This window comes from uncultured Vagococcus sp. (genome assembly GCF_963518325.1).
In the GTDB taxonomy this organism is placed as follows: domain Bacteria; phylum Bacillota; class Bacilli; order Lactobacillales; family Vagococcaceae; genus Vagococcus_D.
This window is the reverse complement of the sequence record NZ_CAUQJB010000038.1, coordinates 18,397-45,059: the sequence shown is the minus strand read 5'-3', so window position 1 is coordinate 45,059 and position 26,663 is coordinate 18,397. Positions and strand designations below refer to the sequence as shown.

Sequence of the window (26,663 nt, the reverse complement as noted above, 5' to 3'; positions counted from 1 at the left end):
CTCAGATAAGCGCCATTAACATCTTGAAGTTCGAAGATCGCTCCCATTAGTTTTTTAGCTGTTTTTTGATCTAGCTTCTCCAATATGACAGAACCTGGCGTTTCTTGATTAGTTTTACTAACCTTAAGAGCTACTTTTTGATTTTTAACAATTTCAAATTTCACCGGGGTGGTATCTAAGTCATAACCTGTTGGAGCCTGAGTTTCCACTAATTGGTAGTGGCCTGGTAATAAGCCATCAATTGCTAGAAGGCCATCTTCCCCTGTTTCATAAGGGCCGCTCAGATAAGCGCCATTAACATCTTGAAGTTCGAAGATCGCTCCCATTAGTTTTTCAGATGTTTTAGCATCTGTTTTAGTCAATTCCACCTGACCTTTTAACAACTCATTTACCACATTGATTTCAATACCAGTAGTAGTTTGGGCGGTCATGCTGAAACGCTCACTAGGGGTATATATCGGCTCTCCATAACCATTTAGACCTTTAGTTTCGACAACCTGATACTCGCCATAAGTTAAACGCTTATAGGTCACAGTACCATCAGTCCCTGTTATTCTTTCAATGCCGCCTAAATTATCTTGCGGGAGATAATCTAAAAACTGATTTGTTTCCGTATTTAATTTTTGCAATTTAAATGACACGCCTTCTAAAGGAGTTAGTTTTTCATCAGTCTTCTTTATTACAACACTTCCAGGTTCGTTAGTTTCGGCCCCACCGTTAATATCATTGAATTCAATTTGCGTCCCTGAACTGGCAATTTCACTGTCGTTATACGTTAATGTAGCCGTGTTATTATAGGTATCTGATCCACCAACTACCTGTGTCGGGATCGTCACAACCCAACCGATGATTTCAGGATTAGTCGCATATTTTTGCTGTGTTTCATCGGCTTGTTTTTGACTAATTTTGTTCTCATCAACTAGCTCTTGTAACTTCTCCTTAATCCACTGACCATTGTTTGCTGTAACGTAAGCTGGGTATTTAATATTAGAACCAGGAAGATTCCCAAAATTAATCATCACTTTCCGATTCGCGTAAATACCATAGGCTGGATTAGGTGAGGTTTTTACCGCCAGTTCAAACTGGCTTTCACTCATCCCTTCAACATATGGAATCGGTACAAATAATTCCTTAAATGAGAACCAATCTAATGAGAGATTGGTCATTCGTCCCTCTTCATTAGCAACGTAAATAGAGGCCTCAATTCTCAGTTCACTGTCCTTAACTACCATGCCTGTGTCGATCTCATCTGTTAGTACAACATTATTAAAGGCTACAACGCTCTCATTATTAAACTGTTTACGAAAATTATCGTAATTAACAAAAATTCGCCATTCAAGATCGCCTTTCTCCTCAAACTTTGCACCAGACTTGAATAAATCACCAAAATCTTCTATCTCTTCACTTCCTGAAGAGCCCCCTGGATCAATCGTGATAGGTGGTAGCATAATCCCACCGGTCGAGAGGGTAATTTCATCTCCCTCAAGGACCGTATAGCCAATCCCTGATAAAAAGCCGTTTCTAATTTCATTTTTTGATGTTCCAAGTTCATTTAATGTCGAGACAATTTTATTATCCTTGACTGTAAAGTTACCAATAACTGCCCCATTTTGATCTTTCAAGTCATAGCTAATGAGGGTATCGTGAAATTGAAAGTAGGTATCTGGTAAACTCACTTCGAAAAAATCACCCGGTTGAAACTGACTCAAGTTCTCACTTGAAATATCCCAGGAATACTCAAACTTAATTCTCATCCCCTTGCTAAAAGATGGGATGTCAGGTTGCAACAAGTTATCTTTAATGATATAAACCCATTTACCACCAATATCTACTAACATATTAACACCCGTAATAACAACTAAATCACTGCGATTAACTGGTGCCGTTGATACGAGAGGAGCAGTCTCTTCTGTCTCTCCCCCTTGGTTCTCCTCAGTATCAATCTCGTCGGTCATTTCAGTTATTAAACTATCAGACTGGACTTCAGTTAAATTAGGAATATTCTCGGATTCCTCTGTTTCCTGCTGGCTCTGCTCAGTTTCTATGACTTGTCCCAGCTCTCCTTTATCACCTATTTCGGCAATTGCCGCCAGCGGTAAAACATTAACAACCATCATAATTGTAAGTAATAATGATACTATCTTTATTTTACATTGCGTCAGTTTCAACATATCTTCTCTCCTATTCCTAGCTAATAACGAGTGTCTCACTTTAATTACTACCACCAATCATAAAACTCACCTCAGGCCCCTTTATTGAAACCATCTCACTAAAAAATGTATTGAACAGGCATAAACGAACTGTTTTTTAACTATTGAGCACAACATGTCCGGATATAAGTTCCCATCAGCAAAACTACTTTAAAATGACCTAATGGTGCCTTTATTCACTATTGTATAATTAAGACAGCATATTCTTTAAAATGCTTCACCTGCCCTTCAGAAAGACTCTTTTTCAACAATAGAGTCATGTAGTTAAACCAATAATAAATGTTTAGTCTACTTAAATATCGGTCTAAGAAAAAGATTAAAATAACAAAAAAATAGTGTTAATAACATTAATCCCATTTTTTAAGACAACTATCTATAAATAGTCCGAAATTATATATTTATTATTGTACCATATCTCTGATTATTTTCATCATTTTTTTAAAAACAATAGAACTAATATCAAAAATAAGTCTAATAAAAACATTATAATAGAGCTTTACATCAGTTAGTGTACAGTTTTACTGCTTTATTGTGACAACAGAAAAATTATCACTTAACAAAGGTATATTAATCGTTCATTTTTCCCTGTATTTAATGACTTTTCCACAAAAAAGAGCGAGAGGACTTTCCTTAAGGGAAGGCCTCTCACTCTAAAATTTTAATCAGGACAGATAATCGGCTTAATTAAATAACACTAAAATAAATTAATACCATTCAAAACATTAATAGCTATGACTACTATCACAACTGTAATAAATATTTTCGAGACAACTTTGTCTGAGACCTTACCACTAACTCCCCCACCTAAATAACCACCTAATAAAGCCGCGGGAATAATCGCCAAAAGGATCGTTAAATCATACGATTCAAAGCCTGTCGAAAAAGCGATTTCGATTAATTTAGCTAATTGGGAGAAAAAAATCGTAATAATTGAATAAACGGTTGCATCTTTCATACTTAAGCCAAAACAAAAAACCAGTAAAGAAACATTTATCGGTCCACCACCGATCCCCAACAACGTTGAGAATCCGCCTAAAAACAAACCAACCAATAAATAAACAAAGGGGCTTTTTAAGTGCAGCATTTTAGGATTTCCAAGTGTATAGATGAGAACTAAGACCAATGAGACAATCGTAAGGACAATTTGAATCAGCTGAACCTGTTGTTCGCTGCCATAAAACTCCAGTAAGTAGCCAAATAATCGATTGCCAACAATCCCACCAATTATTGAACCGATTGAAATAAACAGTGCCTGTATCCAATTGACTTTTACGCCATTTTTTAATTGTTTATAGGTAGAAGAAATCGACATCGTAAAGACAGCTACACTGGAATAAAAAGTGATAGCAGCTAACGAATGAAACGCAAACGTATCAAAAACCGGTTTGATAATAACACCACCGCCCATTCCCGATACGGCCCCGACTGTATTAGAAAGTACGATGATGATAAAGTAAATTAAATAGACTCCCACTGACTGACCTCCTACTCTAGCAATTCTAGATCATAAATAGTATAATCACAACGATAAATAAAGAGGTAACTACCATCAATTAAAATTCCTGTACTTTTTGGGACATCTGTTTTGTATAAGGAGACCTTATCTCCCGCATATGTTGCCAATGGATAACCCCGTTGGCTGCGAATTAAGACAACTTTTTTCTTACCTGTAAAGGAATTTTTGAACTCGTCAACCATTTTATTGACAATCGGAATCGAACGATCCTGGTCAGCTAAGTCATATTTTTGGGCATAATCATCAAAAACATTTTCCAAGCCATTTTCTGCTACAACCATTGAAGAGCCCACGTGATGTAGCTCTTTTCCCCCAACACTAACTCGTAAAACAGAAGAATCTGCGCTATCTTCTTCGGAATCAAAATCTGTATCCCGTTCAATCGAAACCGACTTTCCAGTAATTTCATCTATAATTTGACTCTCATCATCATACGTCCGAATGGTCATGTTTAACCCCTTAAAGGATTGTTCAAAATCTTTAAACCACATCTGGGCATTTTGGCAGCCACTTAGGCCAATAACAGCAATCATTAATAGACTTATAATGATTATTTTCTTATTATGTTTGGTCATCTTAGTTCCCTCATTTCTCTATTATGTTCAATTTTACCTTTATTTTCTGACATTTCCTAGTCTATTTGCAAATTACCATTAATGTCCTCAGACTAGTCAGGCGCGAACATTGTTCAGGTATATCTTTTTAATATGATATCATTAATTTAAGAGTTACTCTATTTATTAAATATAACTAGGAGGCTGTTTCATGAGACAACTACTTTTTAACCTATATAATTTCCACGAGAAATGGGCTTATAAGGCTGTTTCCGCTTATATTAAATCCAATATGACGGTTACCATTCTCCCTTTTTCTTTTGCCGACGGTGAGATTCCCCTGGCTAATTGGAACTCTTTTTATGGGAACAACGGTCGCTTTTACCCTGAATTGATCGCACCATTCCAAACCTTTGGCCTCTCTGAAGCTGACATTGAGCATTCAATCGAACAACATCGTTCTATCTATCGGGTCCTAACTGAAACAGAAGTGCCCTTCCTTTATGCTATGGAAGATCAAGGTGGACTAATTGTTGATAACCAGACCGTCACCCCTCTGGGTAAGGTTCATTTGTATCAACGATAGCATTATTTTTCTTTATAAACTTGACCTTAACGTTACGTCATAGTTTATAGTAAACTTGTCAGCAACCATAAGGGAGGAAAAAGAATTGGAATATACTATTAATAAATTGGCAAAATTAGCTGGTGTCACCACACGAACCTTGCGCTATTATGATCAAATAGCTTTATTGACGCCTAGTTATACGACCCAATCAGGTTACCGCATCTACGGACAAGAGGAAGTCGACAAACTGCAGCAAATCCTTTTTTACCGTGAGCTTGACTTGACCCTCGAACAAATTGCCACCATTCTCAATCAGCCTAATTTGGATTATCTGACATTATTAGAAAGCCACCGGGAAGCTCTCGTTCTTAAAAATCAGCGCTTAAGCGCCTTGATTCATACGATTGATTCCACGATTTCGGCTCAAAAAGGAGAAATAACGATGACAGATACACAAAAATTTGAAGCATTCAAACAGGATTTAATTAAGGAAAATGAAGCAAGCTACGGTGACGAAATTCGCAAAAAATATGGCGATGAACGAATTGATGCTTCCAATGCCGCTTTAATGACTATGACAGAAGTGGCGTATCAAGCTATGCAAACAAATGAACAGCGTCTGCTGGTACTACTAGCTGATCACGGAACTATCGAGGTGCCATCAGAAAAGGCGGCTGAAATTTTCAGTTTGCATAAAGAGTGGCTCACTCAAGCTTGGAGTAAGAAAAAGTATTCTGCTGAAGCCCATAAAGGTCTTGCTGAGATGTACATTACTACGCCTGATTTTACGGCTTATTATGATTCAAAAGTCGGTGAAGGGGCAACCCGTTTACTGAACGCTATTATCCAGTACTACGCGTAACGATCAGTTTCCTTTGTCAAGTTCGCTCTTTTTCGCTATACTAGACTGGTAAAGAAAGAGAGGAACATTTCAATGATTAATGTTAAGTATTTTGTCACAACAGGACCTGCAGCAGAAAACTGCTATTTGATTTACAATGAAGAAAATTTACTTGTGATTGATCCAGGCAACGATGCTGATTTAATTAAAAGCTTTATCACAGAGCTTGATAGAACACCTGTCGCCATTTTATTAACCCACACTCACTATGACCATATTGGGGCGGTTGAAGAAATTCGTCAGGCATATGATGTTCCCGTTTATGTCAGTCCATTAGAGCAAGAATGGTTAGGCAACCCCCAGTTAAACTTATCTGGAATGGGTGGACAACCAATTATTGTCTCACCAGCTGAACAGGAATTTACGATGAAAGAATACACACTTGGAGGGATGACCTTTGAAGTCGTTCCAACACCTGGTCATTCCATTGGAGGAGTCAGTTTCATTTTCCACAGTGATAACTTTGTAGTGACTGGTGATGCCTTATTCGCTGGAAGCATTGGTCGAACAGATCTATTTACTGGTAATATGGCACAATTACTGGAAAGTGTGCAAACACAGTTATTGACATTACCAGCTGATTACACCGCTTATCCAGGCCATCGTGAACCAACAACAATCGGTCAAGAAATCGCCACAAACCCTTTCTTCAACTAAAAAAGTGCTCCTGAAATGCTCGATGGCATAACAGGAGCGCTTTTTTTAAGCGGCTTTCTGAGCAAATTGACTGTAATAAATATCAGCGTATTCGCCATTTTGAATAAGCAACTCTTGATGGCTGCCCATTTCAACAATCTGCCCTTCTTTCATGACTAAAATTCGATCTGCATCGTAAATCGTTGAAAGACGATGAGCCACCACAAAACTAGTTCGTCCTTTCGTCAGTTCCTTCATGCCTTTTTGGATTAGTAGCTCTGTCCGACTGTCTACATTAGATGTTGCTTCATCTAAAATCAGTATTTCCGGATTAGCGACAAATGCCCGAGCAATCGTGATTAATTGTTTTTGTCCCTGAGATAAATTATTGACTTCCTCATTAAGGATGGTTTGATAACCGTCAGGTAACATTTGTATGAACTCATCTGCATAAGCGGCTTTCGCTGATTGCTTTAGCTCTTCAAAACTAGCTTGATTATTGCCATACTGCAAATTTTCTAGAATTGTGCCAGAAAACAACCACGTATCCTGAAGAACCATGCCTAAGCGTTGTCGTAAATCCTGGTAACTTAATTGACGAGTATCGACACCATCTATTCGAATGACCCCACCTTGCAACTCATAAAAGCGCTCCAATAAATTAATTAAAGTGGATTTCCCAGCCCCTGTATGCCCGACAATGGCAACCGTCTCCCCGGGAGTAACGGCTAAATTGAACCCCTTAAGTAAAGGTTGATCATAGCCAAACGTTACGTCTTCAAATTCAACCTTGGCTTGACTTTCTTTGGCCGCCAAGTAAGCTGGCTGATCGGGAACTTCCGTCTCATCTAAAATAGCAAAAACCCGTTTAGCCGAAGCCGTCGCTGACAATAAATCATTCCAAATTTGGCCAGTTTGAATCAATGGATGAGAAAACTCACCTGAATATTGTAGAAAAGCTTGCATATCACCAATGGTTATAGTCCCACTCATGACTTTCAGCCCGCCTAAAACCGCAATTAGAATATAAACCACATTTTGCAAACTCAACAAAGTTGGCATCATACTCCCGCCAAAACTTTGAGCTTTCCAGCCAGCAACGGCCATTTGGTTGTTGGTTGTTCTAAAAGTTGCCAATTCCGCTTCCTCATGATTGTAACTTTTAAGTAAGGCAAATCCCTGATAAGTTTCTTCAATGTGGGTATTTAAATCCCCTTGTTTTGCTAAGTAAGTTTGATTGTGTTTTTGAGTATGAGGGGTCAGCCCTTTCATCACAAGCAAACTTGCAGGAATCAATAATACCGCCACTACGGTTAACTGCCAGCTAATTGTCAGCATAAAGAAAAACACACCAATTAGCATCACAAAACTGCCAATCATCTCCGTTAAACCCGACTGTAGTGTGTTAACAATATTTTCTAAATCGTTGACAGCAATCGACATCAATTTACCTTTTGCTTGTTGTTCCAGGAAACTAACAGGCAAACGATTCATTTTTGCTTTTAACTGACTGCGTAATTTAACTATCACCCGTTGACTAATGACTAACATTAGCCGCTGATGAGCAAACGTTGTCAGAAAGACCCCTACCATTAAGCTACCAACCAATAATAACTGCCGTAATAAAGGCGTAAATGAAAAAACAGGATTTCCTAAACTATTAAAAATAAGTGTCGTGCTGTTCCCTAACATCTTCGGCATTAACACTTGACATAATGTCCCAATAATAGCCAAGCTCAACGCAAGGATTAATAGGTAACGACTGCCTTTCAAATAACTTAATAACCGTTTCAATGTTACACTAATATCCTTGGCTTTGGCTGTCTCTTTTACTTTGTTCATGCTGCCACCTCTTCTTGTTGTGATTTGACTATTTCTTGATAGACTTTATTCGTTGCCAGTAAGGCCTGATGAGTCCCTGTTCCGACGACTTTCCCTTGGTCGAGAACCACAATCACATCTGCTTCGATAATGGTGTTAATGCGTTGAGCCACAATAACCGTTAGTTTATTGGCCAACTTCACTTTTAAACTATGCCGAATGGCCCGATCTGTTTTAAAATCCAAGGCTGAGAATGAATCATCAAAGAGATAAACTTCAGCCTCTTTTAAAAGTGTGCGAGCAATACATAGTCTTTGTTTTTGGCCTCCAGAAAAATTATCCCCTCCAGCTTCAACTTGGCTATCTAACCCCTTTGGCAACTGTAAAACAAATTCATTAGCCTGAGCTAAGGCCAAAACCTGCCACAACTCAGCATCACTTGCTTTCTCATTAGCTAACAATAAATTAGAACGAATCGTGCCTCTAAACAACGTGGCTTTTTGAGGGGTGATACTCATCAGCTCATTTAAGCGATATTTTTCTAAGGTGGACAACACTTGCTTCTGCCAATATATCATGCCATTAGTTGGTTCATATTGACGATTCAACAGATTTAGCAAGGTGGATTTGCCACCGCCTGTCCCTCCAATAATCGCTAGAGTTTGACCCGCTTGCACCTTTAAACTAACTTGCTCGAGAACTCCTTTTGACGCCCCAGGGTAACTAAAATTAACCTTGTCCAACACTAGCCCCTCCGAAACATCTTGGTCAATAGCGTCCTTTTTTTCAGCCACCTCATTAGGCATTTGAAGCACATTATTTAGTCGCTTGGCAGATACTTGGCCCTTTGGTACTGCCAAAATAACACTTGTCAAGATTCCAAAGCCCATTAAAATTTGGCCAGAATAAGTTAAAACGGCCATAATTGACCCGATTTCACTGATACCATTGACAACATCATGACTGCCAACCCAAAGTACCACCAGCGTTGTCACATTCATTAATAAGCTAATGAAAGGGATAAATGCGCTCATAATCGTCCCGGCTTTAATTGAGTATGTTTGATAGGCTTCATTGCTTTCCTGATATTTTTGTTCCTCTAACTTCTCCTGGTTAAATGCCCGAATGACTTTCACTCCTGTGAGACCTTCACGGAATATCCCATTTAAGCGATCGATTGTTCTCTGCATCTTTTCATAAAGCGGGTTGGCAATCTTATGAACAACGATTGCCGCTACAAAAAGAAACGGTAAGACCGCTATAAAAATAAAGGCAAGTTTTGGACTTAGCATATACGTTAAAGTTATTCCGCCAATTAAGTACAAAGGAGCTAATACTAAAAATTTTAAAAACATTGACAATAAATTTTGAACTTGACTGACATCGGTAATATTACGGGTAATTAATGTGGAAGTCCCAAAATGGTCATAGTCTTCCTTTGAGAAGCTCAGTACTTTTTGATACATTAGCTCACGTAATCGATTGCCAAAATTAAAAGAGACTTTGGCCGCAATCACCGTATTTAGATAAGCTGCTATTAAACTGACTGCCGTTAAGCCAAGCATTAAGCGCCCTTGGCTCCAGATAAACCCAATATCCCCTTGAAGAATTCCTTGATTTACCATCTTCGCTGTTAAATAGGGCAAATACAAGGTACAGCCCACTTGAATCACTAAAAATACTAAGGCAGACACAACCGCCCCTTTCGACACATGTTTAACTAATTTCATCATTCTTCATCACTCATTTCAGATAACTTAGCCATTGCCAAATTATCAGGTAATTAGACAGGTACCTTACTGAATTGAATTGTAAAGGTACCTGTCTAATTTGTCAAGGCTATTTCGATAATTACCTGCTTTGCTCCTCAGTTTATGTCTTCCCCTCTGCAGAGTTCTTCTATTAATGGCTTCTAAAAAAGAGTTAAATAAATTTCAGTAACCATCTTCCCCCTTTTTACTGCTGATTAAACTTCTTGACAAATTAATCAGGTACCTTTATAATAACGGATAGACAGGTACCTGATTAATAATATTAGCTTTCTTCAAAACGCGTTTGAAGGTAGCTAATCGTAAACACACTTTTTACGTTAACTAAGTGTGACTTTCTAACATCAAGGAGGAAATTATATGTCTCAAGAAACTTTTACAAATGAAGAATTAGTCGAACGTTTTATTACACTAGAGTCGTTATTGCACCGCCACTTCCAAAAAAATCGCCAAGGTCGTGGTCCAGCCAGTAATCCCCATAAAGGACAAGGCCGCGTTTTATCCTTACTAAAACTCCAACCTGTTATCACCCAAAAAGAATTATCATTCTTGCTGGATATGCGCCCTCAATCTCTAGGAGAACTATTAGGAAAATTGGAAAATGCCGGCTTTATTACCCGCAAGCCTGCTGAGGAAGATCGTCGGATTATGACCATCACCTTAACTGATGCCGGTAAGAAAGCAGCTGATGAATTAGCTGAACCACAAACTGAAACCTCTATTTTTGATCATTTAACCGAACTTGAGCAACAACAGTTTGGTCAAACAATGACGAAGCTGATTGTCGAGTTGGAAAAAGAAATCCCTCAAGATACTCGTCGTGGTTTTGGCCGTCGTGGCAGACCTGGACATTTTGATCCTCGAACAATGGCTGGTTTTGGTGGTCACCGTGGTGGCAGACCACATCCTGAGGCTCCTTTTCCACCAAATTTTGATCCTCGTGATTTCCCTTTCAGTGGGCCAGGATATGATGGTGCCAATTTTAACGAACCAGAATCAGAATTTCCTCGTCCTAGCGAGGATGACTAATCTAAAAAACCTCACCAACTTAGCTAACTACTAAGTGGTGAGGTTTTTCTTATTTTAGTTGAACTTTTTTCTCGTAGTAAAGATAACCTGCTAAGCAAAATAAAAAACAAATCAAGATAAAGATAGGCACGTAAGTATAGTTGGAAATAATTCCTCCTACAACAATCACCAGACTTCCTAAAATACCGAAAACAGGTGCTATCAATCCTTTAAAAGTGCTTTTTATCTCACCTTTGCGTTTCATTTGAATGATTTTCACGTACAAAATAGGGTAGCACATGTAACCAAAAACAATCGCTATCTCACTAATATCTCCCCCAGCTAAAATGCCAGTTTTTTGAGTCAAATAATGAATCGCCATCCAAAATAAAGAACAGGCCAGAGACACTCTAAATGACGCAAAAGACAACTGTTTCTTTAAATCCATCTTAGCAATTTTCTCGGACTGAGGTATCATCCCTTTGCTGGCTAACGCCTGAGGCATCCTTAAATTCCCCAATGTGACACCATTAGTAACACCAAGGACAGAGACGATCACAAATAAGGTAATGATTGTTCCGCCACTTGGCCCCAATAACCATTCTCCCACAGCATAAACCGCTTGGTCACCAGCAGCTAAAATGTACTCTGAGCCAAGTAGTTTGTTCATGCCTAAGAAATAAGTCACGTAAACCGCTAAAACAATCAGAGGGCCTATGGTTAAGGCTAAAGGCATCGTTCGTTTAGGATTTTTAATTTCATTGGTAATACTCGTTGAAATCGGCCAACCATCATATGAAAAAGCAACTGGAGCTAATGCTGCTAACCAGCCCCAGCCGACATTGGTCAGAGGAACAGCTGTTAAATTAGCGGGTATGTCTGGATGCCCTTTAGTCCAAAAGAAACCAATTACTGCAATTCCGATTAAGGGAACCAATTTAACATAAGTTGAGATTACTTGAAAATAGCCACCTAACCTCAGTGAGATAAAATTCATACCATAAATAATCAACAGATAGATCACGCCTATTAGGATCTGCCATTCTAATATATTAGGTAATCCCAAGATGATCAACGTATAAATACCTGCGGCCCAGGCAACTACCACATTAATTGTTGGAAAGTACAAAAACGTTTGAAACCAACCAAAAGCACTGGCCATCTTAGGTGAAATAAATGCTTCAAAATAACCGACTAAGCCACCGCTTTTATCGGTTCTAATCGATAGTTCTGTTAAACTAATACTACCAAAAATAATACTGAATGCACCGATACATAAGACGAGAACGCCAAGAAGGACACTTCCTCCAGTCATCCTTAAAATATCATCTGCTTTAAAAAAAATACCTGAACCAATACAAATCCCCACAATCATGGTAATAGCTGTCATTAGTCCGTAATGTTGCTCTTTTTTCATTTGTTTGTCTTCCCTTATCCCTTTAATATCGTTTGATTATAGCACAATTCCTACCATTTAATAACATTATGGTATTTTTTCATCCTATTCTCTCATTAAAGTAACGTCAGATGAGGCTGTTTTCTGCACACTTCTCTTTCATTCATAGTATACTAATAACAAACACTCATTACGTAAAGGAGATCACCTATGACTCAACGTTATAATTCGGAAGATACTATTAACGACATTCTAAATGCGGCTGCCCATCTTTTTATCCAGAAAGGCTATGAAAAAACTAGTATTCAAGATATCGTCAACGAATTAGATGGCTTGACGCGAGGAGCAATTTATCACCATTTTAACTCGAAAGATGAGATTGTTGATGCCGTTGTAAAACGTCTAGTCCTGAATCCTAAATACATCGATGTCATCATTCAACGGCAAGATCTAAACGGATTAGAAAAACTACAGCATCTATTTTTAGAAGGGATTTCCAATGATGAATCTCTGACTAACTTTACTGCCAGTTTTCCCTTGCTGGACAATCCCAAACTATTTTTGATGCATGTCAATAATAATAACAAAATTCTAGTTCCTTACGTTGAACAGATGATTATTACCGGTAATCAAGATGGTTCAATCAATGTACCTTATCCAAAACAAATCGCAGAAGTAGTTATTTTACTCCTAGTTACCTGGTATACACATGCCCTTTTCCCCACCCCAACAGAGGAAATTTGGGATAAAAATGAGGCGGCAAAATATGTCCTTTCTTCTATTGGTCTGGATATTTTAAGTGATGATGTGATGGTGGAAATCAAGCGAAAAGTAGCTGAAGCACAAAAAAAACCTGATTAACTTTTGCTACGTTCAAAGTTAATCAGGTTTTTTACAGTAGAATTCTCTACAAATTAGCTATACATTATGGAATATCCCCTTAACTCTTAAATATTACTAACTACGACGAAAGCCTTCAATGATAGCTGCCGTTTCTTCCACAGCTTTATCATCCACGACTACCACTTGAGCGCTCAATTTTTTGAAAACATCTTCCGCATATTGAACTTCTTCTTTAATCCGTTCAATATTTGCATATTTAGACTCTCCACTTAACCCTAAACCATTCAGGCGGGATTGCCTAATTGTTAAAATCCGCTCAGGATCTGCCGTTAAGCCAATAATCCGCTCAGAGGAAATCTCCAAAAGTTCCTCTGGTAAGGGAACTTCAGGTATTAAAGGCAAGTTAGATACCTTGTAACTTTTATTGGCTAGATACATGCTTAGTGGTGTCTTTGATGTACGCGAGACACCTAAAATCACAAAGTCTGATTGCTTAAAACCTCGGGAATCCTTGCCATCATCGTATTTAATGGCAAATTCGATAGCTGCTACCCGATTAAAATATTCTTGATTTAACTTGTGCAAAGCTCCTGGCTCTTCTTTGGGAATAACACCAGTCTTACCTTGAATTAATTCTGTCAACGGTGTCATATAATCAACATAATCTAAACCTGTCCGTTCTGAGAACTCTTCTAAAACCTTGACTAAATCACGGCTAACAAGTGTTGCCACAACAACAGCTCGTTCCTTTAGGGCATCAGCTAAAATCTTGGTTAAATCGGCTTCATTATTGATAAAGGGAAAACGACGAATGTCTGTTTCATCAATATCTGGAAATTGTGCCATTACAGCTGAAATAACTTTTTGGGCAGTCTCGCCGACAGAGTCTGAGACAATAAATAAGTTTGCTTTGGTCATTTTTTCATTCCTCTTTTACTCTTCTTTATTTTTTTCCACTTCGTAACCCGCTGCCACAAAATGGCTCAATAACTTGCTTTTTGACACCTTGCCAATCACTTTTGAACTACCTTCTTCTTCCACTACAGGCAAGGAATCAACTTGCTGATGAATAATCAAATATCCAGCATCAATAATGCGCTCTTTTGATGTAATCGTGATAATATTAGGGACCCGAGTCATTATCATAGCAACAGGAGTTTGGCTAATATGGCTATTATTAACGGTTGCTCGCAATAAATCCTTACGAGACAATAATCCGACAAAATCCCCTTCATCATCGATTACGTAAAGGCTGCCTGTGTTGTGCATAAATAAATCCGTTATGGCATCTTGAATAGATGTCCCTTGTTTAATAAAGACTGGTGGAACCATGATTTCCTGAACTTTTAAATGAAACAATTCTTCGTAGAGAAGAGGTTCGATGGTTTGACCAGAGTAAATATAACCTACTCTTGGTCGAGCATCAAGTATTCCTGTCATAGTCAAAAGTGACAAATCACTCCGCAGGGTTGGCTTAGTTAACCCCAGCTGTTCCGCAATCTTATCGCCACTAATTGGTTCATTTTCCTTGACTATCTTAATAATTTTTTTCTGTCTTTCTGATAGCTCCATGTCAATCCCTCGTCTTATTAGTTAATATACTCATTATATAAGACGTCTCATTTAATTACAATAGGGTTCATTGGAAAGTTTTAAAGAATATAAAAGAGTCATAAAACTTTTAGGCAATCCCCGTGGCTTTCTTTGAGACAATATCTTTTGCTCATATAATTGCTTCTTTCTACTGATTGTTTGCCTTAATGGCCGCTTGAGCAACTGCTAATCGCGCAATTGGTACGCGATAGGCTGAACACGAAATATAATTTAACCCGATTGCTTGAAAGAATGCAATTGATTCAGGATCTCCCCCCACTTCACCACACACGCCGATTTTTAAATCAGGTTTGCTTTGACGCCCTTTTTCCATAGCCATTCTCATCAATTGACCAACCCCTTCCACATCAACTTGTTGGAAAGGATCAATTGGCAAAACACCTTCCCGCTGATAGTGAGTAATAAATTTACCTGCATCATCTCGTGAATAGCCGTAGGTCATTTGAGTTAAATCATTGGTTCCAAAACTGAAAAAATCGACTCGTTCTGCTAATTGATCCGCAATCAAGCACGCTCTTGGCAATTCAATCATCGTACCAATGGTATAACTAATGCTCACCTGTTCTTCTGCTAAGACCTCTTCAATCACCTTGACTAGCATCTCTTGCAAACGTACGAGCTCTTCCTTAACACCGACTAATGGAATCATGATTTCTGGTTCCACCTTAATTCCCTCTTTCGCTAGCTGACAGCTACTGCGGATAATTGCTTTGACCTGCATCTCATAGATATCAGGAAAGGTTATTCCCAAACGACAACCACGGTGGCCCAACATCGGATTAGTCTCATGCAATTCTCTGATTCTGCTTTGTAGCATGCTAACATCCATATCAAGTTCGCTCGCCAGTTCACACTCTTCTTTGAGAGAATGAGGCAAAAACTCATGCAAGGGCGGGTCCAATAAACGAATCACGATTCCTCGCTCCCTCGTCACTTCAAATATCGACTGAAAGTCCTCAGTTTGCGTCTTCAGTAACATCTGTAAAGGGTCAACTCGTTGCTGCATATTTTCAGCTAAGATTAATTGACGCATGGCTTTTAGACGTGGGCCTTCAAAAAACATATGCTCCGTACGCGCCAACCCAATGCCTGTAGCGCCAAAATTAAATGCTGCTCTAATTTCCTGTGGGGTTTCTGCATTCGCTCGAACTTTCATGACAGCAACCTCATCGGCCCAGTTCATAATCTTTTGAAATACTTGACTTTCTTCATTGCTCTCAGTGGCAATCTGGCCCAAGTATATAATACCAAGACTGCCATCTACCGAGATGATGTCCCCTTCCTTAATCGTGCCACCTTGATAACGAATCCTGCGAACCGTCTCATTGACTTCCAAATCACCACAACCAGCTACACAACAAGTGCCCATCCCTCGAGCAACAACTGCCGCATGAGATGTCATACCACCACGACTGGTTACAATCGCTTCACTAATACTCATAGCCTCCACATCTTCTGGTGACGTTTCTTGTCGCACTAAAATAACATTATGGCCATCGTCAACCAACGCTTTTGCCCGCTGAGTATCAAAAACAACCATTCCTGTTGCTGCACCTGGACTTGCAGGTAATCCACGACCAATTTCTTGTGCCTTTTGCAAACCCTCTAACGTAAAAACTGGGTGGATCAGTTGGTCAATCATGGTTGGATTCAATCTTAAGAGTGCTTCCTCTTTCGTAATCAGGCCTTCCATTACCATATCATAGGCTATCTGAAAAGCAGCTCGTGGTGTTCGTTTGCCATTGCGGGTTTGCAGAAAATACAAGGTGCCATCTTCAACAGTAAATTCGATGTCCTGCATCTCACTGTAGTGGTTTTCCAATAAGCTGGCGGTCTTTTTAAACTCGTGAAAAACTTTCGGCAAACGCTCTGCTAATTGATTAATCGGTTCTGGAGTCCTAATTCCAGCTACGACATCCTCTCCTTGAGCATTCAATAAAAATTCTCCAAAAAGTTGCCGATCACCTGTAGCTGGATTTCGTGTAAACGCCACCCCTGTTCCGCTTTCCTGACCACTATTGCCAAAAACCATCGACTGAATGTTAACAGCCGTCCCTAAATCATGAGGCAAATTATTCAAATTGCGATAAACAATCGCCCGATGATTATTCCATGACCTAAAAACCGCTTCGATAGCTAAAAAGAGCTGCTCCAAGGGGTCTTGTGGAAATTCCTGATGAATCGTTTCCCGATAAATATCTTGGTAGGCTTTAACCACCTGCTTCAAGTCTTCCGCTGTCAGCTCTGTATCGGATTGATAGTCATACTGATCCTTCAAATATGCTAAATATTGTTCAAAACGATTTTTATCAATACCAAAAACCACATCACCAAACATCTGCAACAACCGTCGATAACAATCATAAGCAAAACGCTGATCCCCTGTTTTTCGCCCAAGACTTTCCACCGTTTGATCATTAAGCCCAAGATTCAAGATGGTATCCATCATACCAGGCATTGAAAAGACTGAGCCACTGCGAACTGAAACCAATAAGGGATCAATCTCATCATTCAGTTTTTTGCCATGTCTGTTTTCTAAAAGTCTTAAGCCATTCAAGATTTCTTCCTTCAACTCCTGTGATAATTGTTCTTGATGATTAAGATAAGTCATACAAGCATCTGTACTAATAGTAAATCCTGGTGGAACTGGTAAACCAAGATTAACCATCTCTGCTAAATTAGCCCCTTTACCACCAAGAATTGCTTTCATATCAGCCTTTCCTTCATGAAATTGATACACGTTTTTGATCATTAATAACTCTCCATTCTCAAATAAGACGTATTATTCTCGCTAAACACACTATATATGACGTCTTATTAAAAATCAATAGCTTTTTAATATTTTAACAATTTTTAATCTTTAGAAAAATCGGTTTGGCACATCTGCTTTCTCTCAAAAATTTGACCACTTTGCCACTTCCTGCTAAAACAGTTAGAAATCTTTCCTTATTATGCTATAGTTATAGGGAAGGTTTTTGCAATAACAGTCAGATAACAAACAAAAGATAGGAGAATTAAATGACTTCTGAGACAGTTTTATATATCACGAGACATGGACAAACCATGTTGAACGCAACAGAACGAGTTCAAGGATGGTCTGATGCCCCCTTAACACCAGAAGGCCGCCAAGGTATCAGGTCTCTCAGTAAAGGCCTTAAGGAGATTCCCTTCACGGTAGCTTATTCCAGTGATAGCGGCCGCGCTCAAGAGACCACTCGTTTAATCTTAGAGAAACAACCCCAAGGCATCCATCACTACACCGATCCTCGTATTAGAGAATGGAGTTTCGGAAGTTTTGAAGGCGAACTGGAATCCACTTGGTTTCAATTGATGGCAGAACGTTCTGGCTTTAAAAATGCTAAGGAACTATTAGCTTTACCTCTTTCCTATGAAGAAATAGCAGGAGCAATTCTTGATTTAGACGAACGAAACTGGGCGGAACCTTATGAGGTCATTAAAGAACGGATTTTGACTGGGATGACCGCTATTGCTGAAAAAGAAGCCGGGGAAGTCTTGGTTGTAGCACACGGGTTAACGATTGCCCACTTCCTGTCTTTAGTTTCTGGTGAAGTAGTTTTCCCTAAACTTCAAAATGGTAGCGTCTCAAAAGTCCGTTACTCAGCGGGGAAATTCGACGTCATAAGTATCAATGACATGAGTTATTTGGAACAAGGTAACCACTAAAAATATATCGGCAACCAGACAATCAATTGGAGAGACTTCTTTTATCATTCTTTTTGCTCATTTTTCTTATAATTAGACCACTCTCCCTCATAATTCGTTTTGAAATTCTATGATAAAAATAAAGCAGTCACCCCTAGATTAAGGGATGACTGCTTTATTTCTTAGTTCATTTTGATGGTTTCGCCAGTTTCGGCCGCTTTAAAAATCGTTTCAATTAAGACTAGACAATCACGTACTTCAGGGTTCTTGACAACTGCTTCAGCACTCTCACGGACCACTTGATAAAAGTTATCGTAAAATGAATCAAATTCCGCCGTAACTTTTGGCAATTCACGACGCTCGGTCATCTCTTCCGAAGGGGGGGCCATTGTCTTGGTTAACCCTTGACCCGCTTGAATCGGTGTTGGTTCGTGTTTAACATCTGTCTCTCTTTGCAAGACTAATTCTCCTGAAAGATCCCAGTCATTAATAATCCCGGTGCCTTTATAGCCTTTGACATACCAGCGAGGTAGTTTAATAAAATTACTTGTGCCGACTTCAATATGGGCACGAACACCATTTTCAAAAATAATGTAAGTCATAAAGCCATCGTCACAATCGTCACCTAAGACGTAGCTAAGGTCAGCTGAAACACTTTTAATGGGGCTGTCAACCATAAATAGTAATTGGTCCAATAGATGGACACCCCAGTCTAAAAGCATGCCACCTCCATGAACTTTTAAATGACGCCAGTCACCTGGAATGCCATTGGCGCCATGGACCCTGGACTCAATTTGGAACAAGGAGCCAATTTCTTCACTTTTATACAAATCGCGAATGATCAAGAAATCAGAATCCCAGCGACGATTCTGGTGTGTCATAAAAACCTTTCCAGTTTCTTCTGATACTTTAACGACCTCATCAAACTCAGCCACCGACATCATCACTGGTTTTTCACACACCACATGCTTGCCTGCTCTTAAGGCATCGATTACTAATTGTTTATGAGAATCGTTCGGGGTAGCCACTAAAACGGCCTCGACCGCTTCGTCAGCTAGAACTGATTCGAAGGAGCTATAGACCTTAAAGCCTTCTTCTTTTGCTGCCTCTTGTCTTTTCTGATCGATATCATAAGTACCATAGGTATTCACGAATTGATTTTCACCGATTAAACCACGAGCATGGTACCCGCCCATACCGCCAAAACCGACTACTACAAAATTTATTGGTTTCACAACTATTGTCTCCTTTATGGATTATTAGGATAGTCCTCGAAGCAACTGCTTGAGGACTAAGATTTTTATTTACAAGCAATTAGGGAATGGCTTATTAAACTTTTTACAACAGACAGGACAATCTTTTTATGCCCACCACATGTCGGTTGGCATGTCGTTAATCATGATTGATTTTAAGTTAGTAACGGCACGATTAAAGCCTTCGTCAATTGACATGATTGGATCCTCATGTTCAATACTTAAAACATAATCATAACCATATAAACGCAATGCGCTAATCATATCGGACCAGTCTTGCAAGCTGTGTCCACATCCAACTGAACGGAAGGTCCAGGCTCTTGTTTGAACGTTGCCGTATGGCTGCATATCAGTTAGTCCATACATGTTGATATTATCTTGATCTAAGTATGTATCTTTTGCATGGAAATGGTGAATTGCACCTGCTTTTCCAAGAATTTTAATTGCACCAACTGGATCAATTCCTTGCCACCACAAGTGTGACGGATCTAAGTTACACCCAATAGCTGGCCCAGTTGCTTCACGTAATTTCAACATGGTGTAAGGCGTGTGGCACAAAAAGCCACCATGTAATTCAATGCCAATTTTGACATCTGCTGCAACAGCAATGTCGTTAATTTCTTTCCAGTAAGGAATTAACTTATGTTCCCACTGCCATTCATAACTGTCGTTATACTCTGTTGGCCAAGGTAAGACTGGCCAGTTAACCGCTGTATCAGTAGCATTACCACCACTGACACCAGAGAAACAATTGACGACTGGTACATTCATTAACGAGGCTAGCTTGATGGTTTTACGTAATAGTTCATCCGCTTCCTTCGCAACAGCCGGATCAGGTGAAATCGGGTTGTGATGACAACTAAAAGCACTGACTGTTAATCCTTTTGCCTCTAATTTGTCAGCATATTCTTTGCGTGCTTCTTCACTAGCTAGTAAGCCATCGATATCACAGTGAGCTGTACCGGGTGAACCTCCTGTACCAATTTCCACAGTTTGTAAACCTGCTGCCGACACTTTTTCGATCATTTCATCAAAGTTCAAGTTATTGAATAAGGGTGTAAATACGCCTAGTTTCATGGTGATAGCTCCTTTGAAAAGCTTGATTCTACCTCAACCTTAAGCTAAAGCAAATCAGCTATTTTTTTATTTTGGTTTAATGCTGTTTAAAGGTTGGTGGTTGCCATAGGCTGGATAAGTATTAGCCGTTGGGTTTGCCCAGCGAACCGCGTTTTTTATGACTCGTTGGACATCTTTATGATAGTATGATGGATAAGTTTCATGCCCTGGTTGGAAATAAAATATCTTCCCGTTACCACGACGATACGTACAACCACCACGGAAAACTTCGCCCCCTTCATACCAGTTAATGAAAATCAGCTCATCCGGTGCTGGAATATCAAAGTGTTCGCCGTACATCTCTTCACGTTCCAGTTCGATGTATTCCCCAATTCCTTCCACAATCGGATGACTGGGATTGACACTCCACATGCGGCAAGTTTCATCGGCTTCTCGCCATTTAAGATCACAGCTTGTGCCCATTAATTTCATAAATATTTTAGACATGTGAGCCGAATGTAAGACGATTAATCCCATACCTTCTAGGACCCGTTGATGGACTTTATTGACGATGTCATCGCTAACTTCTTGATGAGCCATGTGCCCCCACCAAACCAACACATCAGTATTACCGAGAACATCTTCCGTTAAGCCATGTTCTGGCTGATCCAAGGTCGCTGTCTGAACGGTAAACTCTTCCTCTAAAAAGGATTGAAGTTGCCCGTGAATCCCATTAGGATAAACGGCACGAACTTCTTCACTTTCTAATTCATGTCGATACTCATTCCAAGCGGTTACGTTAATCATCTAAAATACCTCTTCGACAATTTTACGCAAGTTTGTGACATTGATTTTCGCACTTTCAATCGGTTCATACTCCTGAAAAGCTTCTTGTTCAACTACCAGCCACTCAATCTGATTTTCCTTGGCAAATTCCACGAAACTTCTAATTGGTAAAATCCCCGTGCCAATTTCAGTACTTTCAATAACATCACCGTCTCGGCGCATTTCTTTGATATGCAACCATTTAATGGCCTCTTTATTTTTAGACATCCATTTAATCGCAATTTCACCGGCAAATTCCACCCAGTACGTATCAACTTCTAATTTAATCCCTGGTACGGCTTCAATCATTGCCTCCAGCACGTTAACATCCGGTACCTGAGTAAATTCATGGGCGTGATTATGATACCCAAGAACTAAGCCTTCTTCTTCCAAACGCTTTTGAATAGTAGCAAATTTTGCAAAGTGTTCTTGCCAATCGGCTAATGTCTCCCCTTGTTCCCAAGGAATGATGACATGTGTATTACCTAAGGCTTTTTCATAAGCAATGGTATTCTCTAAATCATTGACCAATTTTTCCGATTGAACATGGGAACCAGAGACTTCCAAACCGATTTCATCTAAATGTGCTTTTAATGTGGCTGCTTCTGTCTCGTAATAACCAGCAAATTCCACCCCATCATAACCGAACTCTTTGACTTTTGTTAATGTTCCTAAAAAATCTTTGGCGCATTCTTCTTGAATGCTCCATAATTGTAAACTAATCTTCGCCATTTCGTATCACCTCAAGGTTATTTGTTTAAGAATACTGGTTCGCCTGTTTCAGACGATTTGTACATCGCTTCTAAAATTTCTGTCACCACTAGAGCTTGTTCTGGTAAAACAACAGGATCTGTGTCATTTATAATGGCATTGATCCACTGTTGGGCTTCAAGTACTTCTGGACTGTTTGTTGCGCCTTCGTAGAAAGCTACACCAGCTGCCTCTGTATCGATTTTCTTCTCGTATAATAAACCGCGGTCTTCACCGTTGATCTGCAAGCCATCTTTCATGCCTGCCCCACCTTTAGTACCTGACAAGGTTGTTGTTGCCTCAGAAACATCTAAGGTGTTAAGGGCCCAGCTAGCTTCTAGGAAGATTGTTGCACCATTTTCCATTGTGACAAAACCAAAAGCAGAATCTTCAACTGTGAATTTTTCTGGATCCCAAGGTCCCCAAGCATTGGCTGCATTTTTAGTTTGAGATAATTTATGATAAGCATTTCCAACGACATACTTAGGTTTATAGTTATCCATCATCCATAGAGTTAAGTCAAGAGCATGAGTCCCGATATCAATTAATGGGCCACCGCCTTGTGCTTCTTCATCTAAGAATACGCCCCACGTTGGAACGGCACGACGACGAATCGCATGAGCTTTCCCTAAGTAAATCTCACCTAATTCATTAGCTTCACACACTTGGTGCAAATATTGAGAATCTGTGCGGAAACGATTTTGATAGCCAATCGTTAATTTCATTCCTGTGCGTTTTGACGCCTCAATCATCGCCCTGGCTTCTGCTGACGTTTTAGCCATTGGTTTTTCACACATGACATGTTTTTTCGCTTCCATCGCATCGATTGAAATAAATGAATGAGAAATATTTGGTGTACAAACGTGAATCACATCGATTGAATCGTCTTTTAATAGTTCTTTATAGTCCGTATATGTTTTAGATTCTGCAGAGCCAAACTCTTCCTTGGCTTTTTCAGCACGCTCACCAATAATATCACAGAAAGCCACCATTTCTACCTCTTTAACTTGCTTTAAAGCTGGCATGTGTTTGCCATTGGCAATACCACCACATCCAATAATTCCTACTTTTAACGTCATAAAAAAATCCTCCACATCATTTTTGTATTTGTTGATACCACTACTATACAAAATAATGTAAAGGATTTCTTCCCAAGACTTACGGACTAATTCCCGAATATTGACTTTTGATACTTTAACGGGGACATGCCTACGTTTTCTTTAAAGACATGGTGAAAGGTTTTAACACTGTTAAATCCTGACCTTTCTGCAACCTCAATCATGGGCATCTCTTCGGTTCCCAAAATCGATTTAGCCATGTTAATGCGATACTCAGTTAGAAAACCAACAAAGGTCGTTCCTGTGTTCTTCTTAAAAAAACGAGTAAAGTAGTGAGGACTAAAGCCAACATATTTGGCCACTTCTTCCAAGGTAATCCCCTGATTATAATTAGCTTCAATTAAAGCAAACACTTTATCCATTCGTTCTAAAGTCTCTTTATTTTTCATGGAGTCATCATTTAAAGCTTTTTTCATCAAATGTGACTTTTCAGGAACTTTTCTTGAAAGTAACACTAAAATGCCGTAAAGATGTTGTTGTGCCGCAAAAACATACCCTGCTTCTCTACTTAGTGTTTCGTCGTAAAGTTTTTGCAAGTGTTGGCACATCGCGACCTCAATTTCTCGGGGCCAGTTCAGGCTCCAGTTTTCCCGACTGGCGAAAATTTCCTTGAGGGGTTGCCCATTTTCCATGGTTTCAATACCTTCATTAAACATCTTACTATCAAACTGGTAAACCAACCGTTCACTTTCTGGCGTGGCCAAAAAATAATGGGTGGCGCCACTGTCAAAGAAATAAATCTGGCCTTCATTAACGGTAATCAGCTCATCGTTAACCCCAATTTTAATCGTCCCCTTAATCACATAAATAATTTCTATCTCTTTATGCCAGTGAGGATAGACCAGCCCTTTACCATAATCGATAAAACAACGAAAGGGAAAGCGACTGTCCATCTTGGGAATTTCTAAATATTTACTAACGCTCACACTCACTACCTCCTAAAACATTTTGCTACATAGTTCCTACTAAATAATTCAATGGAACTATAGGTTGATTATTAACATGATGTCTATACCTTCTGCTATCCAGCTGTTAGCCATTCGAAATGGTCCAGTAAATTCTAACATGGTTAGTTGATATTCTGAAAAAACAACTATTCATCCCTTCCATTTTACATGAAAATCCTTAGAATTGCTGTTCTTTTTTTGTTGATATTAACTAATCACAAATTGCTTAATCCGTGTCACGATTTTATTCTTCATTCGATGTCCTCTCTAGAGATAATAGGTTTATCATTGACACCATTAATTATTTTAAGTTTTTTTCCTTTTACAAGCTTATTTTCAGCTATATTCCTGTATACTAGACTTATCTCTTTAGTCACCTATGTGCAAGATTTAAGTAAAGGAGTCCAACCATGGAAACAGCTTTTTACGAAACCGATCTTTGCCCAGATCCTGAGTTACCTCTATTACTTCACAATTGTTTAATCGACAATGAAGTGCTACCTCATTGGCACACCAATATCGAATTGCTTTACATTCAAGAAGGTGAGATGGTTATCTCAATTGATGGTCAGGAGTATCTCGCTTTGCCTGGGGACATTATTTTAATTAATTCTAATTGTCTGCACACCTTTAAAACCATCACACAGACTAGCCGCTATCGGTGCTTAATTATAGAAGAAACTTTTATTAACCAACATCAGTTGGACTACACGTCAGTCAACTTCGAAACTAAGATAAATCACTCGGAAATCCTGGCTCTTTATTTAAGGATGATGGCTGAATTCGATGGCTACAGAACACATTATAAAACCATGTTACAAGGCATGTGTCTGGAAATGATTTCTTTATTGTTTCGTGAGCTGGACTATTCGCCTTTGCCACTCTCCCAGCCTGTCCTCAGTCATTCAAAAGTTGAGTTAACTAAACTGGGGATTGATTACATCAGTCAACATTATCAGCACGTTATTTTAATCGACGATATTTGCTTGGCCATTGGTGTCAGCAAATTTCATTTTTGTCGTATTTTTAAAGAAGTCACTGAATTGACTGTCAATGAATTTATCAACCATTTTCGTTGCACCCGTGCTCAAGTTCTCTTATTAAAGAAAGACGCTGTAGTAGCTGATTGTGCCTTAGCTTGCGGGTTTAATGATCCTTCTTATTTTGCTAAAATGTATCGCAAGCACTTTGGCTACTTACCATCGGTTGAAATAGCTAGAAAGCAAACTACTTAATTAGTTTGCTTTTTTTAGTTATCATAGCAAGATTGTCTTATGAGACAGCAACTTTCCATCTTAAATACTAGACCAAAAAGAGCTACACTGGTAACAACAAACAAAAAATTTTAGGAGGATATCAGATGTACAAATTTCCCATAGGCGTGATGTTAGAATCGTTTAGAACAGATTACGAAACCGCTTTAAAGAAAGCGGTTGAAGTCGGGGCTCAAGGGATTCAAATCCACGCCCTGAATGGCCAACTGACTGCCCGTCATTTGACTAATGAAAAAACTGGATTATTTTTATCTCAAGTACGTGATTCAGGACTTGAAATCTCCGGTTTAGTAACCGATTTAATGCTCCATGATCGTAGCAAGTATCCAGCTATTATCGATGAAGCGAAACAAGTCCTTGATTTAGCAAAGGAATTAAATGCTAACATTGTCACGACTCATATTGGCGTTATTCCCAATGATCCCGCTCACGATCGTTTTAAGTTGATGCAGGAAGCCTGTTTTCAATTAGCTGAATATGCCAATAGCCTGGACGCACATTTCGCCATCGAAACTGGCCCTGAAATTGCAACTACTTTAAAAGCATTTCTTGATCCACTGCCTGGGAAAGGCGTCGCCGTCAATCTCGATCCAGCCAACTTTGTTATGGTCACTGGCGATGATCCAGTTGAAGCCGTCTACACGCTGAAGGACTACATCGTTCACACTCACGCAAAAGACGGACGTAAACTATTGGACCGGGACCCTGAAATTCTTTACGGCATGAGTGGCACAGTTGAAGATGAAATCCAAAGCGGTCAAGCCTTTATTGAACTCCCCCTTGGGAAAGGCGATGTGGATTTTCCAAATTATCTTAAGGCCCTAACAGACATTGGTTATACCGGATACTTAACCATCGAACGAGAAGTTGGCGACCAACCTGAAAAAGATATTGCGGAAGCCATTGCTTTCTTGAAACATCAAATCAATCAGTAAGAGAGG

At 39.3% G+C, this 26,663-nt stretch carries 23 protein-coding genes; 8 read left to right on the top strand and 15 right to left on the bottom strand.

What is annotated here, in order from left to right:
* The 3 genes from RWN13_RS20775 to RWN13_RS20765 form a co-directional block, all read right to left on the bottom strand.
* Positions 1–2,171 (bottom strand): SpaA isopeptide-forming pilin-related protein (locus RWN13_RS20775; RefSeq protein WP_314067644.1); only part of this gene is annotated, 2,171 nt, incomplete at its 3' end.
* Between the two features lie 733 nt (positions 2,172–2,904).
* Positions 2,905–3,684: a sulfite exporter TauE/SafE family protein gene (locus tag RWN13_RS20770; protein WP_314067643.1), complete on the bottom strand. Its 780-nt coding sequence runs from the start codon at positions 3,682–3,684 to the stop codon at positions 2,905–2,907.
* 11 nt (positions 3,685–3,695) lie between these two features.
* Positions 3,696–4,301: a DUF5052 family protein gene (locus RWN13_RS20765; protein ID WP_314067641.1), complete on the bottom strand. Its 606-nt coding sequence runs from the start codon at positions 4,299–4,301 to the stop codon at positions 3,696–3,698.
* A gap of 190 nt (positions 4,302–4,491) precedes the next feature.
* On the opposite strand from RWN13_RS20765, the gene RWN13_RS20760 reads away from it, so the two are divergent.
* The 3 genes from RWN13_RS20760 (at position 4,492) to RWN13_RS20750 (ending at position 6,406) form a co-directional block, all read left to right on the top strand.
* A complete protein-coding gene (locus tag RWN13_RS20760) occupies positions 4,492–4,866 on the top strand; it encodes a hypothetical protein (protein ID WP_314067640.1) in 375 nt (124 codons plus the stop codon).
* Positions 4,867–4,951: 85 nt separating this feature from the next.
* Entirely contained in the window at positions 4,952–5,710 is a 759-nt protein-coding gene (locus RWN13_RS20755; RefSeq protein ID WP_314067639.1) for a MerR family transcriptional regulator, read from the top strand.
* 72 nt (positions 5,711–5,782) lie between these two features.
* Complete coding sequence (locus RWN13_RS20750; protein ID WP_399553708.1) at positions 5,783–6,406, top strand: MBL fold metallo-hydrolase; 624 nt, start codon at positions 5,783–5,785, stop codon at positions 6,404–6,406.
* 45 nt (positions 6,407–6,451) lie between these two features.
* Here RWN13_RS20750 and RWN13_RS20745 read toward each other — a convergent pair whose 3' ends face one another.
* Both RWN13_RS20745 and RWN13_RS20740 read right to left on the bottom strand, forming a co-directional pair.
* Positions 6,452–8,227: an ABC transporter ATP-binding protein gene (locus RWN13_RS20745; protein WP_314067638.1), complete on the bottom strand. Its 1,776-nt coding sequence runs from the start codon at positions 8,225–8,227 to the stop codon at positions 6,452–6,454.
* Positions 8,224–9,939 (bottom strand): ABC transporter ATP-binding protein, encoded by a 1,716-nt coding sequence (locus RWN13_RS20740; protein WP_314067637.1) that lies wholly within the window; start codon positions 9,937–9,939, stop codon positions 8,224–8,226. Before RWN13_RS20740 ends, RWN13_RS20745 begins: the two co-directional genes overlap by 4 nt.
* 396 nt (positions 9,940–10,335) lie before the next feature.
* Between RWN13_RS20740 and RWN13_RS20735 the strand changes: the two genes are divergently transcribed.
* Positions 10,336–11,004: a MarR family transcriptional regulator gene (locus RWN13_RS20735; protein WP_314067635.1), complete on the top strand. Its 669-nt coding sequence runs from the start codon at positions 10,336–10,338 to the stop codon at positions 11,002–11,004.
* A 49-nt stretch (positions 11,005–11,053) separates the two neighbouring features.
* On the opposite strand, the gene RWN13_RS20730 is transcribed toward RWN13_RS20735, so the two are convergent.
* Positions 11,054–12,400, bottom strand: a complete 1,347-nt coding sequence (locus tag RWN13_RS20730) for an APC family permease (protein ID WP_314067633.1) — start codon at positions 12,398–12,400, stop codon at positions 11,054–11,056.
* A gap of 189 nt (positions 12,401–12,589) precedes the next feature.
* Here RWN13_RS20730 and RWN13_RS20725 point away from each other — a divergent pair, with 189 nt between their 5' ends.
* Positions 12,590–13,240 (top strand): TetR/AcrR family transcriptional regulator, encoded by a 651-nt coding sequence (locus tag RWN13_RS20725; protein ID WP_314067632.1) that lies wholly within the window; start codon positions 12,590–12,592, stop codon positions 13,238–13,240.
* A gap of 96 nt (positions 13,241–13,336) precedes the next feature.
* Here the strand turns inward: RWN13_RS20725 and RWN13_RS20720 are convergent, their stop codons facing one another.
* The 3 genes from RWN13_RS20720 to ppdK form a co-directional block, all read right to left on the bottom strand.
* Complete coding sequence (locus RWN13_RS20720) at positions 13,337–14,140, bottom strand: pyruvate, water dikinase regulatory protein (RefSeq protein ID WP_314067630.1); 804 nt, start codon at positions 14,138–14,140, stop codon at positions 13,337–13,339.
* A gap of 15 nt (positions 14,141–14,155) precedes the next feature.
* Positions 14,156–14,794, bottom strand: coding sequence for a helix-turn-helix transcriptional regulator (locus RWN13_RS20715; RefSeq protein WP_314067629.1), 639 nt, complete (start codon positions 14,792–14,794; stop codon positions 14,156–14,158).
* A gap of 169 nt (positions 14,795–14,963) precedes the next feature.
* Positions 14,964–17,588 carry a pyruvate, phosphate dikinase gene (gene ppdK / locus RWN13_RS20710; protein WP_314067626.1) on the bottom strand — a complete coding sequence of 875 codons (2,625 nt, stop codon included), beginning with the start codon at positions 17,586–17,588 and terminating at the stop codon, positions 14,964–14,966.
* Positions 17,589–17,854: 266 nt separating this feature from the next.
* On the opposite strand from ppdK, the gene RWN13_RS20705 reads away from it, so the two are divergent.
* Positions 17,855–18,520, top strand: a complete 666-nt coding sequence (locus tag RWN13_RS20705; RefSeq protein WP_314067625.1) for a histidine phosphatase family protein — start codon at positions 17,855–17,857, stop codon at positions 18,518–18,520.
* A 161-nt stretch (positions 18,521–18,681) separates the two neighbouring features.
* Here RWN13_RS20705 and RWN13_RS20700 read toward each other — a convergent pair whose 3' ends face one another.
* From RWN13_RS20700 to RWN13_RS20675, 6 genes are all read right to left on the bottom strand, one after another.
* Positions 18,682–19,734 (bottom strand): Gfo/Idh/MocA family oxidoreductase, encoded by a 1,053-nt coding sequence (locus RWN13_RS20700; RefSeq protein ID WP_314067624.1) that lies wholly within the window; start codon positions 19,732–19,734, stop codon positions 18,682–18,684.
* A gap of 126 nt (positions 19,735–19,860) precedes the next feature.
* On the bottom strand, positions 19,861–20,829 hold the full coding sequence (locus RWN13_RS20695; RefSeq protein ID WP_314067623.1) for a sugar phosphate isomerase/epimerase: 969 nt from the start codon (positions 20,827–20,829) through the stop codon (positions 19,861–19,863).
* A 66-nt stretch (positions 20,830–20,895) separates the two neighbouring features.
* Entirely contained in the window at positions 20,896–21,615 is a 720-nt protein-coding gene (locus tag RWN13_RS20690; RefSeq protein WP_314067622.1) for a ThuA domain-containing protein, read from the bottom strand.
* A complete protein-coding gene (locus tag RWN13_RS20685) occupies positions 21,616–22,365 on the bottom strand; it encodes a sugar phosphate isomerase/epimerase (RefSeq protein ID WP_314067621.1) in 750 nt (249 codons plus the stop codon).
* Between the two features lie 17 nt (positions 22,366–22,382).
* Complete coding sequence (locus tag RWN13_RS20680) at positions 22,383–23,462, bottom strand: Gfo/Idh/MocA family oxidoreductase (protein WP_314067619.1); 1,080 nt, start codon at positions 23,460–23,462, stop codon at positions 22,383–22,385.
* An 86-nt stretch (positions 23,463–23,548) separates the two neighbouring features.
* On the bottom strand, positions 23,549–24,427 hold the full coding sequence (locus RWN13_RS20675) for an AraC family transcriptional regulator (RefSeq protein ID WP_314067618.1): 879 nt from the start codon (positions 24,425–24,427) through the stop codon (positions 23,549–23,551).
* 431 nt (positions 24,428–24,858) lie between these two features.
* Here RWN13_RS20675 and RWN13_RS20670 point away from each other — a divergent pair, with 431 nt between their 5' ends.
* Together RWN13_RS20670 and RWN13_RS20665 are read left to right on the top strand one after the other, a co-directional pair.
* On the top strand, positions 24,859–25,683 hold the full coding sequence (locus tag RWN13_RS20670) for an AraC family transcriptional regulator (RefSeq protein ID WP_314067617.1): 825 nt from the start codon (positions 24,859–24,861) through the stop codon (positions 25,681–25,683).
* Between the two features lie 125 nt (positions 25,684–25,808).
* Positions 25,809–26,657: a sugar phosphate isomerase/epimerase family protein gene (locus tag RWN13_RS20665; protein WP_314067615.1), complete on the top strand. Its 849-nt coding sequence runs from the start codon at positions 25,809–25,811 to the stop codon at positions 26,655–26,657.
* Positions 26,658–26,663: the final 6 nt, after the last annotated feature.

Coding starts and splice junctions, on each gene's coding strand:
- RWN13_RS20765 (WP_314067641.1), bottom strand. CDS start 4,301: ATGACCAAACATAATAAGAAAATAATCATTATAAGTCTATTAATGATT.
- RWN13_RS20720 (WP_314067630.1), bottom strand. CDS start 14,140: ATGACCAAAGCAAACTTATTTATTGTCTCAGACTCTGTCGGCGAGACT.
- RWN13_RS20680 (WP_314067619.1), bottom strand. CDS start 23,462: ATGACGTTAAAAGTAGGAATTATTGGATGTGGTGGTATTGCCAATGGC.
- RWN13_RS20665 (WP_314067615.1), top strand. CDS start 25,809: ATGTACAAATTTCCCATAGGCGTGATGTTAGAATCGTTTAGAACAGAT.
- RWN13_RS20705 (WP_314067625.1), top strand. CDS start 17,855: ATGACTTCTGAGACAGTTTTATATATCACGAGACATGGACAAACCATG.
- RWN13_RS20745 (WP_314067638.1), bottom strand. CDS start 8,227: ATGAACAAAGTAAAAGAGACAGCCAAAGCCAAGGATATTAGTGTAACA.
- RWN13_RS20750 (WP_399553708.1), top strand. CDS start 5,783: ATGATTAATGTTAAGTATTTTGTCACAACAGGACCTGCAGCAGAAAAC.
- RWN13_RS20690 (WP_314067622.1), bottom strand. CDS start 21,615: ATGATTAACGTAACCGCTTGGAATGAGTATCGACATGAATTAGAAAGT.
- RWN13_RS20685 (WP_314067621.1), bottom strand. CDS start 22,365: ATGGCGAAGATTAGTTTACAATTATGGAGCATTCAAGAAGAATGCGCC.
- RWN13_RS20670 (WP_314067617.1), top strand. CDS start 24,859: ATGGAAACAGCTTTTTACGAAACCGATCTTTGCCCAGATCCTGAGTTA.
- RWN13_RS20695 (WP_314067623.1), bottom strand. CDS start 20,829: ATGAAACTAGGCGTATTTACACCCTTATTCAATAACTTGAACTTTGAT.
- RWN13_RS20730 (WP_314067633.1), bottom strand. CDS start 12,400: ATGAAAAAAGAGCAACATTACGGACTAATGACAGCTATTACCATGATT.
- RWN13_RS20715 (WP_314067629.1), bottom strand. CDS start 14,794: ATGGAGCTATCAGAAAGACAGAAAAAAATTATTAAGATAGTCAAGGAA.
- RWN13_RS20740 (WP_314067637.1), bottom strand. CDS start 9,939: ATGATGAAATTAGTTAAACATGTGTCGAAAGGGGCGGTTGTGTCTGCC.
- RWN13_RS20735 (WP_314067635.1), top strand. CDS start 10,336: ATGTCTCAAGAAACTTTTACAAATGAAGAATTAGTCGAACGTTTTATT.
- RWN13_RS20760 (WP_314067640.1), top strand. CDS start 4,492: ATGAGACAACTACTTTTTAACCTATATAATTTCCACGAGAAATGGGCT.
- RWN13_RS20725 (WP_314067632.1), top strand. CDS start 12,590: ATGACTCAACGTTATAATTCGGAAGATACTATTAACGACATTCTAAAT.
- ppdK (WP_314067626.1), bottom strand. CDS start 17,588: ATGATCAAAAACGTGTATCAATTTCATGAAGGAAAGGCTGATATGAAA.